Raw genomic sequence first — 12,577 nt, forward strand, 5'->3', positions numbered from 1 at the left:
CGGGGCGTCCCGACAAGGAGTCCGAAGATGATCTGGTACGTCCTGGCCGTGGTGCTGGGGCTGGCGCTGATCGGGGCGGTGGCCGCGCTGATCGTCACCGAGCGGCGGCCCCGCCCGCCCAAGCCCGCCGCCGCCTCGGCCGCCGTCGTGGGGCGCGAGGCGCTGGACGTGGTCAACGCGGGCCTGCGCCGGCTGACCGGTGAGTGCCTGCGCTCCGGCCGGTCGCTGCCCGACCTGTACGCCGTCGTCTACTCCGAGGCACGCCTCGGACTGCTGCTGGCCGGCCGCGAGGAATCCGCCCCCGCGCCCTGGACCGCCGAGGCCGACGGCGAGCGCTGGACGATCTCGCCCGACAACCTGCACCGCCCCGGCCCGGAGGGCGAACCGGCCCTGCCGTACGCGCTGACGGTGACGGTGGGGCTGGACGGCGCCGACCGGGTGCTGGTCGACCTCTCCCGGGCGGGGGGACCGGTCTCGGTGACCGGTCCGGACGAGGAGGTGCGCAGCCTGGCACGGGCCCTCGTCACCGAGGCGCTCGCCGGCCCGGTGGGCGCGCTCGCCGAGGTCACCCTGGTGGGCTCGCTGGCCGGCGACGGCTTCTTCGGGGGCCAAGCGCCCCGGACCTCGCGGCTGCACAGCGCGGCCAGCCTGGAGGAGGCGTTCGCCAGGGCGGCTTCGGCCGGCCGGGGACAGCCGGAGCCCGGGTCGTCCGACGTCACCCAGATCTTCCGGCTCATCGAGGGCAGCAGCCGGATCGCCGTCGAGGGCGAGGCGCCCCACCTGTTCGTCGTGGACGCCTCACAGCTCCCGCGCCGGGCGGGGGCGTTGGACGGTCTGCGGCGCGGGGACGCGCTGCTGGTGCTCGGCGACGCGCCCGCGGGGTGGCCCTGGCGGGCCGGCGCGGACGGCTCGCTCGACACCGGTCCGCTCGGCCTGGACATCACCCGGCACGCGGGGCGCCTCGCGTGAGGCTCAGCCGGCGGCCCGGTCCTGGCCGCCGGCGCGCAGCCCGCGGCTGTGCAGCGCCGCCCGCAGCGCGCGGGCGGCGTAGTGGGTTCGCGACTTGACCGTGCCCGGCGGCACGCCGAGCACCCTGGCCGTCTGGTTGACGCTGCGCCCCAGGTAGTGCACGTGCAGCAACACCTCGCGCTGCGGCGGCCGCAGGTCCCCCAGCGCCTCGATGAGCACCTGGGAGGTCAGCAGGTGGTCCACGCCGTCGGACACCGGGAGGTGGGCGAGTTCGGGGTCACCGGCCTCCGGCGGTCTGGCCTGCCGGGCGCGGTGTCCGTCGATGACGAGGTTGCGCAGCACGGTGAACAGCCACGGCCGCACCGAGTCCGCGGTCGGGTCGAGTTCTTCGGCGTGGTGCCAGGCGCGGATCGCGACTTCCTGGAGGACGTCCTCGGCGCGGTGCCAGTCGCCTCCCAGCCGTCGGGCGGCGAACTGCAGCAACGCGCTGCCGTGGCACTGGTAGAGGGCTCTGAGGAACTCGTCGGGGCGGAGTTCCGCGGTGTGGGGGCGGGATATGCGGTCTTCGGTCGAAGCACTGGCCGACAAGGGCCTTTTCCTCTCCGGATCATCTGTGGGGGGGGAGACGGACGCCGCCGGCCGTGGGGGAGCCGGCGGACGCCGCCACGAGCGGTCGTGCGCCGTGTGCGGCGTGTCCGCCGGCCGCGGGCGGCGCCGGCCCCGCCCGTCAGCCCGGTTCGCGGGAGGAAAGCGAGCGCACCTGAGCAGGCGTCAATTCCTGGTCGTAGAGATGCACATCGCAGACGCCGCCCTTCCAGTGGTCGGCCGGCTTCCCGTCGAACTTGGCGCGTCCGATCACCACGCTTCCGGTGGGCTTCACCGTCCCGGCGGCCTGCCTGCTGCCCGCGAGCCGGCCGTTCACGTAGACCCGCATCCGGTGGTCCTTCTGCCGGTAGGTGCCGGTGAGGTGGTACCAGCGGCCGGCCTGCGGCTGCCCGGCCTGCTCCGCGACCGTACGGGCACCGGTGAAACTGAAGGCGAAGTTCTGGTCCTGGCCGGAGTACTGGAGGTAGAACGTGCTGCTCCGGTCGCCGTCCTGGGACAGGACGGTGTGGAAGCCGTTCAGGTCCTCGGGGGTGAGCCGCACCCGTGCGGCGACCGAGTAGTCCTTGCCGGCGGTGTCGAGCCGGGTTCCGGTGTCCGCGAATCCGCTGGTGCCGTCCAGCCGCAGGGCGCCGGCGCCGGGCCCGTCGGCCCACTGCGCGCCGCCGTTGACGACGGCGTCGTGCTCCCCCGCCTTCGCGGTGCCCGACCGGTGCAGCGGCCACCACCCGATACCGCGCAGCGCCCCGGTACCGGCATCCGGCCCCGCCGGGGCCGCCGTTCCCCCGGTGTCGTCCTTCGCGGAACCTCCGGCCCCCTGGCCGCGCACCAGTTGGGTGACGACGAAGGCCAGCGCGACGGTCAGTACGGCGATCGCGGTGATGAGCGACCATCTGCGCGTCATGAATCTCCCCGGGACGTGCGGCATACAGGTGACACAGGTGACCACGGATCCGTTCCGGAAGTGGTTCACCATGCACGCGAAGTCTGACAGGCCGTCGACTCGCCGGATGGGTGCCCCTTAATGTGCTGACCTGCGCAGGAACAGGCGGCGACACCACGGTATGAGTGGTTCCACATGGTTCTCCGAGACACCCGGAACGGCCCCCCGGAAGGCCCGCGGACACCCCCTCGACGACTCCACCGGCCCCCGGTCCCAGCACTCCCCCCTACTAGCATGCACTGCATGACTCATGCGGTGTAAGGTACTGGCCATGGAAGAGACGCCCGCCCCCCGCGCCCAGTGGCTGCGAGGGGTGCTGGACATGTGCCTGCTGGCCCTGATGGCGGAAGGCCCGGTCTACGGATACGAGATGACCGTCCGGCTCGCCCGGGCCGGACTCGACGTCGCGGACGGCTCGATCTACCCGGCGCTGGCGCGCCTGCGCAAGCGCGAACTGGTCGAGATCGAACGCCGCAGCGGGGACGGCGGCCCCGCCCGCACCTACTACAGCCCCAGCCCCGCGGGCATGCGGATGCTCCGCTCCTGGAACCGTGACTGGCACGCGTTCGCCACGAGCATCGGCTCTCTCATCGGCCCATCCGCACGGGAGGAATCATGACACCGACGGTCGACGACGCGATACGCACGGCCACCGAGACCTGGCGCCGCCTGGGCGTCGAGCGGGACGCGATCGGGGAGATGGCCGAGGAACTGGCCGCGGACCTGACCGCCGCCGCCGGTGACGGCCGCTCGGTCGCCGACTACCTGGGCGGGGACATCGAGGCGCTGGCCACCTCCTGGGCGGACGAACGCGGCCTGCTGCCGACCCACCGGCACCTGAAGGAGACCGCCGTCGCCGCGGCCCAGGGCGCCGCCCTGCCCGCCCTCGCCGCCCTCGCCCTGTGGTGGGTGTACTGGTCGCACCTCCTCGACCCCAGCGGCGAAACCCTGACCACCACGGCCGACGGCCAGGTGCTGCACGAGATACGCAAGTTCCCCGACCCCGGCGTCCCGCTGATGTGGGTGGGTCTGCCGCTGTGCGTGCTCGCCGCCTTCTTCCTGGTCCGGCGCGCCGTCCACGGAACGCTCCGCCACCATGCCGCCCCCGCGCACGAGGCGACCGTACGGGCCCTGACCAAGGCCCTCCCCGCCCTGCTCGCGGCAGCCGCCCTCCTGGGCATCGCCACCGGCCTCTTCGGCGCCCACGTGGTGGGGCACTACCAACTCCTCTTCACCGCCCCCTTCGCCCCGGCCGCCGTGCTCGCCACCGTCGCCGCCGGCGCCACCTGGATCCGCCACCGCACCTGCCCGCGGGCGGCCGCCGCCGCATGAACAGCGACGGCGGCCGCCGTCAGGCCAGATCCAGCAACTGCTCATGGAAGCCGCCGAATCCGTTGCGCTCGTCCACCAGGTGGATCTCCAGGATCCAGTGGCAGCGCCGCCCCGCCCGGTCGGTACGGCGCATCGGATGGACGTTGTCCGGCACGACGTACGACTCCGTCTTGGCGCCGTCGATCGTCTCGTGCGGGAACTCCCCGACGAGATGCCCCGCGTGCCAGCCGCCCAGGGCCCAGCCGGCCTCCGCCGCCAGCCGCGCCACCTCGGCGTACAGCCCCGCACCCGTGATCTCCGGATCGGCCTCGAACGCCCGCCGGCCGGCCGCGAAGAGGGCCGCCAGGTCCTCCCGCAGCCGGTGCTTGACCGGGTCGTCGCCGAGGACGAAGGTGCGGCCGAAGTCCGCTTCGTACTCCTCGAAGATCGGGCCGAAGTCGGCGAACGCGATGTCGTCAGCCCCGATGACCCGGTCCGGCGGATTCTCCCGGTAGGGGAACAGGGTGTTCGGCCCCGAGCGGACGATCCGCTTGTGCCAGTGCTTCGTCGTGCCGAACATCTCGTTCGCCAGATCCCGGATCCGGTCACTGACCTCCCGCTCACCGGCCCCCGGCGCCACCAGCCCCCGCGCCTCGACCTCCGCGAACAGCGCCGCCGCCTTGCCCTGCGCCGCCACCAGCCCCCGGACCCGCGCTTCCTCGTCCACACCCTCGGATACGCCCATTGCCGGCACTCCTCTCCTCCTCGCGCCTTTCACACCCACAACACCGGGCGAGCCCCCTACGCCACCCGCCCGGCCCACCCATCCCACACGCCCACCTCCGGGCCGTCACGCAGGCGCGGCCATGAGCTGGGTCGGGTATGCCGCCCTCGACGAACTCGTCGAATGTCCCCCCGACCGAGCAAGCCTGCCGGGCCACCGGAGGCACGAAGCGGCCCTGCCCTCTGCCGCCCCCCCCCCCCGGTCCACAACTCCCTAACTCCCTTGACGCCTCCCGGGCCGGGAGCTTTAGTGATCGCGACCGTCTTCAAACGATCAACATCCAGCGATCCGCGATCTCTTGGGGGAATCGATGCGCACTCTCACCTCGGCCGGGGCCGCCCTCGCCGCCGTCGGCCTCAGCCTCGGTCTGAGTTCGGCACCGGCGTCCGCGGCGCCCGCCGCTCCTGCCGTGCCGGGTGCTTCGCAGCACTCCGTCCCGGCCCCACTGGCGGCGAAGGCCCCGCCGAAGTCGGGGAAGGACAGCATCAAGTGCAGCGGATCGAGCGGGAAGGTCAACTTCTCGTGGAAGACCGGCTGGTCGAGCACCACGGTCTACTACAACAACCACTGCCTCGGGGGCACGCGCACCACCGCTGCCTTCAAGTTCTACAACAACGGATCGACGCCGTTCTACAAGTGCGTCACCTTCCAGGGCGATGCCCAGGGCAAGTACAAGTTCGCGCACATCAACGAGATCATGGACGTGAACACCGACACCAAGAAGTGCAAGAACAACTAGTCAGCCGGCGCCCGGGGCGACGCAGCGGGGCGTAGATGCCGCGCAGGTCGTCCTCGGTGGCGAGGCCGTCGCGGCGGGCCTGGCCGGCGATGGCCGGGTCCAGGACGCGGTCGGCCACATGCCGCCCCGGTGGGCACGGTCCGCCTCGTCGGCGTGACACCAGGTGCCGGTGCTCGGTGTGATGTCGGCGAACCCGGCGGGCCGAGCCCGGGCCGGCAGCCGCCGCCCGGCGTCCGGCTCGCCGTCGTTGACCCGCGCGCACCGCGACCAGCTCGGCCAGATCGGCGGTGAGAGTACCCGGCCGGCAGCCGACATCCAGGAGACGTGCCCCGGGACGCAGCTGACCGATCGGATACGCCGCGGACCTCTGCGCCGTACGCCGGCGAAGCACGCGCAGCAACGATTCGTGCGGTCCCCGCGTGTACGCGGCCGTGCCGCCCTGGCTCACCGCGGTCGCCGGCCCCGCGAGCGGCAGAACCCGGAAGGCGCAGGGGCGGGGGCACGGCTCAAGGGGGTGTGGGTGCGTTGCGGACGCGCCGTGCGCTTCGGTATGCGCGGAGGAGGATCTTCAGCATGGCGGGGAGGGCGGGGCGTGCCGAGGACGTGAGGAGGCGTGGGCCCTTGGTGGTGGCGGCGGCGGTGGTGGCTTCTTCGAGGGCGATCAGGGCGCGGACGAAGGGGCGGTTGGCAGGCGGGAGGAGGTCCGTCACGGGGTGGCTGGCGGCCAGGGTGGTGCGGGCCTGGTGGAGCAGGTCGCTCAGCAGGGCGCGGACTTCGGGGGTGTCCCGGGCCTGGAGCAGGTCGGTGCGGGTGACGCCGTGGCGGAGCAGGGTGTCCCGCGGGATGGTGAGTCGGTCGTCGGCGAGGTCTTCGGCCAGGTCGTTGACGAAGTCGAGGCGCTGGCTGCCGTCGATGTAGGTGCGGCAGGCGGCGCGGTAGCCGGCGGGTTCGTCGCCGGGTGCGAGCAGACAGGCGACCAGCAGGAACGCCGGCAGGGAGTAGTCGTCGAGGTAACGCTGGTAGTCCGACTCCGTGGCGAAGCCGGTGAATTCGAGGTCGGTGACGGCGGTGTTGAGGAAGTCGCGGACGTGGCCGAGGAGGCGGGGGTGCCGCGTGCCGGTGTGCAGGAGGGGGCGGATCACGGGGTGGTCGCTGACGCCGGTGGCCAGAGCCTGGTGCACCTCCTTCTCCCATGCCGCGTAGGCGGCGGCGCGCTCGGGCAGCGGGCCGTGGTCGAGGAGGTTGTCGGTGTGGTGCATGAAGGCGGTGGCGGCGATCACGTGGGGAGCCAGGGGGCGCGGCAGGAGCAGCAGGACCGCCAGGTAGGCCGCGGGCTTGTAGCGGGCCACCCGTGCACGCTGCCGGGTGAAGTCGTCGCGCAGCCGCGGGTCGTGAATGCCGGCGGCGTCCAGCCTGGTGGCCCACATGCGCAGGGGCAGGCCCGGGCGGGTACCTGTCCGCGTGCCCGTGCCCGTGCCTTTCCCCATTCCCGTGCCCGTGCTCTTGCTCGTGCTCATCCGGTGTCCTTTGCGGTGGTGGGAGGTCGGAGGTCGGAGGTCCGGCCCGTGTTCCGGGGGGCGTCTCCGTGTCCGAGCGCTGCGCATGCTCATTCTCCGGGCGGGAGTGCGGGCCGCGCCGCCCGGCCGAGGAGTGGTCCCGCCCCCACCCCCGAATTCCCCTCGCCCCGGCGCCCTCCCCGAAGGCAGCATGAGGGGATGATCCTTTCCGGGCCGCCCGGCCGCGAAGTGCACGTCCCGCCGTCGATCGTCTCGCTGGCCGGCGGGCGGGCTCTGGTGCCCGTCTGGCAGAACGCCCTGGGTGGGCTGACCTTTCAGCTCGGCACCGGGGACGGCCGGGTGTTCGCCAAGTGGGCGCCGGCCGGCTCCGGACTGGATCTCGGCGCCGAGATCACGCGCCTGGACTGGGCCGGGCGCTTCACGCCGGTGCCCCCCGTCCTCGACCACGGGGACGACGCGGACGGGGCCTGGCTCGTCACCCGTGGGCTGCCCGGTGAGAGCGCCGTCAGCCCGCGCTGGAAGGCTGATCCCGGCACCGCGGTACGGGCGCTGGGGGTGGGGCTGCGCGCCCTGCACGAGCGCCTTCCGGTGGCCGGCTGCCCGTTCGGCTGGTCGGTCGCCGCTCGTCTGGAGCGTGCCCGGGGTGCGGGGGCCGATGTCCCCGCGGCGCTCACGGAGCCGGCGGTGGACCGGCTCGTCGTGTGTCACGGAGACCCCTGCGCGCCGAACACGCTGCTGCACGAGGACGGTTCCTGGTCCGGCCATGTGGACATGGGCGCGCTGGGCGTCGCGGACCGCTGGGCCGACCTCGCCGTCGCCACCTGGAGCACCGAGTGGAACTACGGGCCGGGATGGGAGGACACCCTCCTCGACGCCTACGGCATCGCCCCCGACCCGGAACGCAGCGGCTTCTACCGCCGCCTGTGGGACCTCACCTGACGCAGCTACCGCGATCCCGCCGCATTCCGGTACGTCAGATGAGCCCGGGATCCCCGGATACGAGGTGCTCCGTCCGAGGTCCGGTAATCCTGCGCATTCTCTGTGCAGAAAGGGCACGCGCGCGCTGCCGATGCCGGCTCCACGGGGCGAGAGCCCCTCACGCGGCGCCCTGTCCTTCGCGCGGCACGGCCGGCGCCGCTTGGCAATCCAGGGGTGCCCAAAGGCCGGTGAAGGAGTTGTCACCATCCGGTGGAACGGGCCGCGTGCCGACATCACGTGATACCGGAACGTCTGGGGACATGACCGATGGGTCGCAGTGGCCGGTTCGCCGTGGACGTGGTGGGATCGCGCAGCGATCGGAAGGCTCACATCCGCTTCCGCTCTGCCACGGCCGCCGGACCGGCAGCGTCAGCTTGTCGCCGGGGCGGCCGATACCGCTCAGGATCACCGTGAACAACGAAGGAAAGGGCCGTCATGCAGAAGGACTCCATGCCCCGGAACGAGACGCACGAGATCGCCGACCACGAGCTGGACCAGGTGTCCGGTGGCATGCTCGGGGCCGGAAACCTGTTGGGCGGCGGGGCGTCGGCCCTGCCCGGCCTGCCCGCGCTGCCCGCGCTGGGCGGCTCGGTCTCGGGTGGCGTGAGCGGCCAGATAGGTCCCGTCTCCGGCCAGGCGGGCTTCTCCGGCGGCGTGGGGATCTGACACGTCACGCAACACCGCTGCACCGCCCGTCCCACCGGTTCGTCGCGCCGCCCGCAGTGTCTTCCGGTGGGGTGGTCATGGGCCCCGGCACGCTCGCGCGTCCGGGGCCCACGGCAGCTCTCGGCGCCTGACGGGGCCCACGGCGGTCTCAGCGGCCGCCGGGGTCAGGGAATCGCGAACCCCCCGGCCCCCGGGCTCACTTCGGCACCCGCGGCGCCACCGCCGCCGCGAAGTCCGAGGCGAGAGCGCACAGGTCGCGCTGCGGACCCTCGTTGACCCGGGCGACATGCACGAGGACCTCGCCGAACGACGCGGGCCACAGGAGCACGCAGGCGTTGTCGTTGCCCGTGGCGGCGGCGGACGGTACGCCGGCGACCGGGATCGGCGTCGGCGACGGTGAGACCGGGACGTCCCGGGTGTAGATGAGGTGGAACGTCGCGGTCTCGCGGCCGTCGGAGCCGGCGTAGCTCCACTTGCACGACTTCAGCTGCACGCTGGAGTTGCTCGGGTCGTCGGGCAGGCCCGTGCCCAGCCCCAACTGCTGGGCCGTGGTGGCGTCGAGCACCGCGCACGGGTCGCTCGCGGATCCCGGGGAGGCCGATGCCGTCGGGTAGGACCCGTACCCGGTCGGCGAACTCGACGGCACGACGCCCGGCAGGACGTCGCCCTGGTCCATGCGGTCGTCGCTGCCGTCGCGCGCCAGCAGCCAGATGCCCGTGCCGGCCGCCGCCGCCAGCAGGACCGTGGCGACCGCCACGACCAGCATGCGCCGGGGCCTGCTGCCTGATGGCGGTCCGTCCTGGTGCGGCGCCGCCGCCCAGTCCTGCCGCTCCTCGTCCCATTGGTCCACGCCGACTACCCCTGCCTGCCCAAGAGTTGCGTGATCTGCTGCACCACGGCCGCCGCCGAGGCGAGCGTGGCCGCGGCCGTCGCACCGAGGTCGAGCCGCTCACGCAGCCACTGCAGACGGCTGCGGCGCACCTGCCCGGTGGCCTCGATCTCCTCCTCGGCCTCGGCGAGCCGGGCGTCCACGTCGGACGTCTCGTCGCTGGGGCTGAGCAGACGCAACTGCGCACGCAGGGTGCCCATGGCCGCGAGGAGTGCGTCCGGTGCGTCGAGCACCTGGGTGGTGGCGTCCAGGGCCCTGGCCTGCGGCCCCGAGGCCGCCGCGCCCCCGCTCATGACGCCGATGCTGACGGCGCCGGCGGCCGGGGGCCCGACGGGCGGCCCCCCGCCGCCGGGCGGCGGCGCGGGCCGGCCGACGCGCTGCGCGCGGTCCTCGGCCGTCGCCCCCTCGCCGGCGGCCACCGCGCCACCGGTCAGCACACCGACACTGATTCCGCCTGAAGCACTCGGCGGGGACGGCGGGACGGCGGCCGCGCCGCCCGCTCCCTCGTCCTCCGCCGGCTCCCGCATCCCCGTGGTCATGACCGGCCACCCCCCGCTTTCACCGTGATGTCCTGCTGCTTCGCCGAGGCCCGCTCACCCGTCGCGACCGCGCCACCGCTCATCTCGCCGATGAAGACCCCGCCCCCGTTCACATTGACGACGTACTGCTCGAACTCGCCGGACTCGTAGCCCTTCGTGCGCAGCGCCGTCCGCACCCCGCCGGCGATCCGGTCCTGCAGCGTCTTCACGTACCGGCTGATGTCCATCTCCTGGAGCAGCGACACCTCGTGCACGCTGCCCAGCTCCCGCACCGAGGTGACCGGCCCGTCCGGCAGCGCGTACTGCGGGAGCGTCAGCCAGGTACGGAAGAGGGAGACGGCCGTGCGGAGCAGCGAGACCGCGGCGGCGAACCCCGCCGCGGGGCTGGTGAGCAGGCAGCGCACGGCATCGCGCAGCACATCGTCCGTACCCTGCGCGGCGATCACGTCCACCGAACGGAACTCCGGGCGGACGGGCGTGAGGATGTGCGGCACGACCTCCAGGACCAGCATCCCGCCCTGGGTGTGGACGCGGACCAGGAGGGAGACCCCGACCTGTTCGTCCCACGCCCCGACGCGCACCCGCAGGAAGTGCCGGCGCGCCTCGCCGCCCTCGCCGACCGCGCCGTCGAGGTGCCGCCGCACATTGGCGGGGTCGTACCTGACCTCGCCGCGCGCGACCCCGACGGGCAGATAGACCATCTCGTCGACCTCCAGGGAGCGGAGGCGGTCGCGGCTGCTGACCGCGGCCGAGGTGCGCAGGGCCTCCAGCCGCGGCTTGATGAGGTCGATGACCTCGCGGCCCGTGAGCGCCCCGGCGTCCGCGTCCGCGCCCGGTCGCGGCACCCCGCCCAGCTGCTTCTGCGGCTCCCGCCGCTTCAGCTCCATGACGAACGACCACGGCTTGTACGGTTCGCCGGCCCCGACGAACGGCCGGAAAGGGTCGTAGATCGCCAGGTGCGCGTGCTGTTCACGGTCGATGGCCGCGCCGATGCGCTGATACTGCTCGCCGGCCGGCAGTTCCTCGCGGGGCGCCCGCGCATGGGCGGCGCGGCTCAGCCGGTGGCGCATCACGGAGGAGACGTGCGCGCGGTAGGCCCACACGGGCGGGACCAGCAGCACCGGGAAGATCACGGCGGCCCAGGCGTCGGCGCCGCTGAAGAGGGTGAAGAGCACCAGCGCCCAGTACGCGAACGTCACGGCGAACGGCAGGACCGGCAGCACCGCCTTCAGCCGGCCGCGGGTGGCTTCCTTGAGCACCGAGCGGCCGAGCGCGAAGACGGCGCCCCGGCCCCCGCGAACGCCCCAGCACACGCCGCAGACCAGCCCGTACGCCAGGAACCAGGGCACCGGCAGCAGCGTCTCCGACCCGATGCCGGCCGGCCAGCAGGCGACGAATCCCGCCCAGACCACCAGCAGCGCCAGCCCGGTCTCCGCCTCCCGGCGGCGGGCGCGCAGGGCGTGCGCGAGGACCGGCAGGACGTCGATGCCGAGCGACGGGGCGACCGGGCGCTCCTCGTGCTCGACCAGCTGCTCGATGACGCGGCGGCGGAACTGACTGTCGAAGTAGACACCCGCGCACAGCAGCCGGGTGGCCTCGCTGCGGATGTGCTGCGGAGCGCCGTCCGGCGGCGACGCGGCGGACTCTTCAGGCACGAGCACCCACCCCCCGATGGTCGAACTCACTCTCGAAACAAGGAAGTTGAGTGAGTTTCAGTAGGGACAGTATGACCCTCGGCCGCCGCCCCCGGAAGGGATTCGGGCGCAGTGTCGGTAAGCATCCGAATTGTGAGGAAGAGCGAGGGATGGGGGAGGGATGGGGGGCCGGGCGGACTGCCCGGGGCCGGGGCGTGTTCCGGGCCCGGGGCTCTGTCGGGGCCGGGGGCATCTGCCCAGCTCAGGGGCGGTGCGCGGGCCTCGCGGAGGGCGGCGGGAGCGGGGTGCGGAGTAGGGTGAAAGCACCGGGAGCACTTCGTGGAACGGCTCTCTTACGGGTGTGTCTCCCGGCCGGCAGCACCACCGGGTCGCGGGAGCCGCGAGCCCGGGACAGGTCGCGGTATGACCGAGAAGACCGGCAGCGACACCACCGGGTGTCGGCGGGAGCTTCCCGGGCCGGGAGCCCGGACCGCCGCGCGGACGCCCGTCGGCACGAAGGGTGTGAGGGCATGGAGACCGTCGTCACCGTGGCCGCGATCCTGGCCCTGATCATCGTGGTCGCGTACCTGCTCGGCCTGCGGAGCGGGCCGCAGGCCGGCCCGGGCACGGCACGCCACGGCGGACGGGGCGCGGCGGCCCGCGGGGACCGGCGCGCGGCGCGCCGACGGGCGGCCGGGCTCCCCGACCCACCCGCCGTCCCTCCGGGCGGCCCGCGATGAGACACCCCCAGCCGCTGCCCGCGGCCGGGCACGCGGAGGTCCGGATCGTGGCGGCGACGCCGGAGGTCGCCCGGCTGATCGCGGAGGCGCTGCGGAGCCGCTTCGCCGCCACCGAGCAGCGCAGCTACCCCGCCGGCGGCGAGGGCGGGACCCGCCTGCACCTCACGGTCGACACCACCCACACCGCGGGGCCACCCCGCCCCTGGCTGGTGACCAGCGAGTCGTCCGGGTACCGCCGTCTCCAGGCGGACGAGATGTGAAGGGG

The 12,577-nt window shown here is 73.6% G+C and carries 15 protein-coding genes; 8 read left to right on the forward strand and 7 right to left on the reverse strand.

Going from position 1 to position 12,577, the window contains the following annotated elements:
• Positions 1-27 precede the first annotated feature (27 nt).
• Positions 28-969 carry a hypothetical protein gene (locus ACQP17_RS17690; protein ID WP_433857142.1) on the forward strand — a complete coding sequence of 314 codons (942 nt, stop codon included), beginning with the start codon at positions 28-30 and terminating at the stop codon, positions 967-969.
• A gap of 3 nt (positions 970-972) precedes the next feature.
• On the opposite strand, the gene ACQP17_RS17695 is transcribed toward ACQP17_RS17690, so the two are convergent.
• Positions 973-1,557 (reverse strand): sigma-70 family RNA polymerase sigma factor, encoded by a 585-nt coding sequence (locus ACQP17_RS17695; protein ID WP_364873768.1) that lies wholly within the window; start codon positions 1,555-1,557, stop codon positions 973-975.
• Positions 1,558-1,696: 139 nt separating this feature from the next.
• Complete coding sequence (locus tag ACQP17_RS17700; protein ID WP_433857143.1) at positions 1,697-2,476, reverse strand: LamG domain-containing protein; 780 nt, start codon at positions 2,474-2,476, stop codon at positions 1,697-1,699.
• A 310-nt stretch (positions 2,477-2,786) separates the two neighbouring features.
• Between ACQP17_RS17700 and ACQP17_RS17705 the strand changes: the two genes are divergently transcribed.
• Entirely contained in the window at positions 2,787-3,134 is a 348-nt protein-coding gene (locus ACQP17_RS17705) for a PadR family transcriptional regulator (RefSeq protein ID WP_433857144.1), read from the forward strand.
• The gene (locus ACQP17_RS17710) at positions 3,131-3,847 is read left to right on the forward strand and encodes a hypothetical protein (protein ID WP_433857145.1); all 717 of its coding nucleotides are present in this window, start codon (positions 3,131-3,133) and stop codon (positions 3,845-3,847) included. Before ACQP17_RS17705 ends, ACQP17_RS17710 begins: the two co-directional genes overlap by 4 nt.
• Positions 3,848-3,866: 19 nt before the next feature.
• On the opposite strand, the gene ACQP17_RS17715 is transcribed toward ACQP17_RS17710, so the two are convergent.
• The gene (locus ACQP17_RS17715) at positions 3,867-4,571 is read right to left on the reverse strand and encodes a M24 family metallopeptidase (RefSeq protein ID WP_433857146.1); all 705 of its coding nucleotides are present in this window, start codon (positions 4,569-4,571) and stop codon (positions 3,867-3,869) included.
• Between the two features lie 349 nt (positions 4,572-4,920).
• Here ACQP17_RS17715 and ACQP17_RS17720 point away from each other — a divergent pair, with 349 nt between their 5' ends.
• A complete protein-coding gene (locus tag ACQP17_RS17720) occupies positions 4,921-5,349 on the forward strand; it encodes a hypothetical protein (protein WP_433857147.1) in 429 nt (142 codons plus the stop codon).
• A gap of 506 nt (positions 5,350-5,855) precedes the next feature.
• Here ACQP17_RS17720 and ACQP17_RS17725 read toward each other — a convergent pair.
• Positions 5,856-6,866, reverse strand: a complete 1,011-nt coding sequence (locus ACQP17_RS17725; RefSeq protein ID WP_433857148.1) for a squalene/phytoene synthase family protein — start codon at positions 6,864-6,866, stop codon at positions 5,856-5,858.
• Positions 6,867-7,064: 198 nt separating this feature from the next.
• Between ACQP17_RS17725 and ACQP17_RS17730 the strand changes: the two genes are divergently transcribed.
• Positions 7,065-7,805, forward strand: a complete 741-nt coding sequence (locus ACQP17_RS17730) for a phosphotransferase (protein ID WP_433857149.1) — start codon at positions 7,065-7,067, stop codon at positions 7,803-7,805.
• Positions 7,806-8,279: 474 nt separating this feature from the next.
• Entirely contained in the window at positions 8,280-8,510 is a 231-nt protein-coding gene (locus tag ACQP17_RS17735) for a hypothetical protein (RefSeq protein ID WP_433857150.1), read from the forward strand.
• Between the two features lie 196 nt (positions 8,511-8,706).
• Here the strand turns inward: ACQP17_RS17735 and ACQP17_RS17740 are convergent, their stop codons facing one another.
• The 3 genes from ACQP17_RS17740 to ACQP17_RS17750 are packed head-to-tail and all read right to left on the reverse strand — an operon-like array spanning position 8,707 to position 11,593.
• Positions 8,707-9,360 carry a DUF3558 family protein gene (locus ACQP17_RS17740; RefSeq protein WP_433857151.1) on the reverse strand — a complete coding sequence of 218 codons (654 nt, stop codon included), beginning with the start codon at positions 9,358-9,360 and terminating at the stop codon, positions 8,707-8,709.
• 5 nt (positions 9,361-9,365) lie between these two features.
• Positions 9,366-9,938, reverse strand: coding sequence for a hypothetical protein (locus ACQP17_RS17745; protein ID WP_433857152.1), 573 nt, complete (start codon positions 9,936-9,938; stop codon positions 9,366-9,368).
• On the reverse strand, positions 9,935-11,593 hold the full coding sequence (locus ACQP17_RS17750; RefSeq protein WP_433857153.1) for a hypothetical protein: 1,659 nt from the start codon (positions 11,591-11,593) through the stop codon (positions 9,935-9,937). The genes ACQP17_RS17745 and ACQP17_RS17750 overlap by 4 nt, the downstream gene beginning before the upstream one ends.
• Positions 11,594-12,102: 509 nt before the next feature.
• On the opposite strand from ACQP17_RS17750, the gene ACQP17_RS17755 reads away from it, so the two are divergent.
• Both ACQP17_RS17755 and ACQP17_RS17760 read left to right on the forward strand, forming a co-directional pair.
• Positions 12,103-12,312 carry a hypothetical protein gene (locus tag ACQP17_RS17755; RefSeq protein ID WP_433857154.1) on the forward strand — a complete coding sequence of 70 codons (210 nt, stop codon included), beginning with the start codon at positions 12,103-12,105 and terminating at the stop codon, positions 12,310-12,312.
• Positions 12,309-12,572, forward strand: a complete 264-nt coding sequence (locus ACQP17_RS17760; RefSeq protein WP_364873744.1) for a hypothetical protein — start codon at positions 12,309-12,311, stop codon at positions 12,570-12,572. Before ACQP17_RS17755 ends, ACQP17_RS17760 begins: the two co-directional genes overlap by 4 nt.
• Positions 12,573-12,577 lie beyond the last annotated feature (5 nt).

This window comes from Streptomyces kronopolitis (genome assembly GCF_050953795.1).
In the GTDB taxonomy this organism is placed as follows: domain Bacteria; phylum Actinomycetota; class Actinomycetes; order Streptomycetales; family Streptomycetaceae; genus Streptomyces; species Streptomyces kronopolitis_A.

Coding starts and splice junctions, on each gene's coding strand:
- ACQP17_RS17690 (WP_433857142.1), top strand. CDS start 28: ATGATCTGGTACGTCCTGGCCGTGGTGCTGGGGCTGGCGCTGATCGGG.
- ACQP17_RS17735 (WP_433857150.1), top strand. CDS start 8,280: ATGCAGAAGGACTCCATGCCCCGGAACGAGACGCACGAGATCGCCGAC.
- ACQP17_RS17700 (WP_433857143.1), bottom strand. CDS start 2,476: ATGACGCGCAGATGGTCGCTCATCACCGCGATCGCCGTACTGACCGTC.
- ACQP17_RS17725 (WP_433857148.1), bottom strand. CDS start 6,866: ATGAGCACGAGCAAGAGCACGGGCACGGGAATGGGGAAAGGCACGGGC.
- ACQP17_RS17755 (WP_433857154.1), top strand. CDS start 12,103: ATGGAGACCGTCGTCACCGTGGCCGCGATCCTGGCCCTGATCATCGTG.
- ACQP17_RS17760 (WP_364873744.1), top strand. CDS start 12,309: ATGAGACACCCCCAGCCGCTGCCCGCGGCCGGGCACGCGGAGGTCCGG.
- ACQP17_RS17720 (WP_433857147.1), top strand. CDS start 4,921: ATGCGCACTCTCACCTCGGCCGGGGCCGCCCTCGCCGCCGTCGGCCTC.
- ACQP17_RS17715 (WP_433857146.1), bottom strand. CDS start 4,571: ATGGGCGTATCCGAGGGTGTGGACGAGGAAGCGCGGGTCCGGGGGCTG.
- ACQP17_RS17705 (WP_433857144.1), top strand. CDS start 2,787: ATGGAAGAGACGCCCGCCCCCCGCGCCCAGTGGCTGCGAGGGGTGCTG.
- ACQP17_RS17745 (WP_433857152.1), bottom strand. CDS start 9,938: ATGACCACGGGGATGCGGGAGCCGGCGGAGGACGAGGGAGCGGGCGGC.
- ACQP17_RS17730 (WP_433857149.1), top strand. CDS start 7,065: ATGATCCTTTCCGGGCCGCCCGGCCGCGAAGTGCACGTCCCGCCGTCG.
- ACQP17_RS17710 (WP_433857145.1), top strand. CDS start 3,131: ATGACACCGACGGTCGACGACGCGATACGCACGGCCACCGAGACCTGG.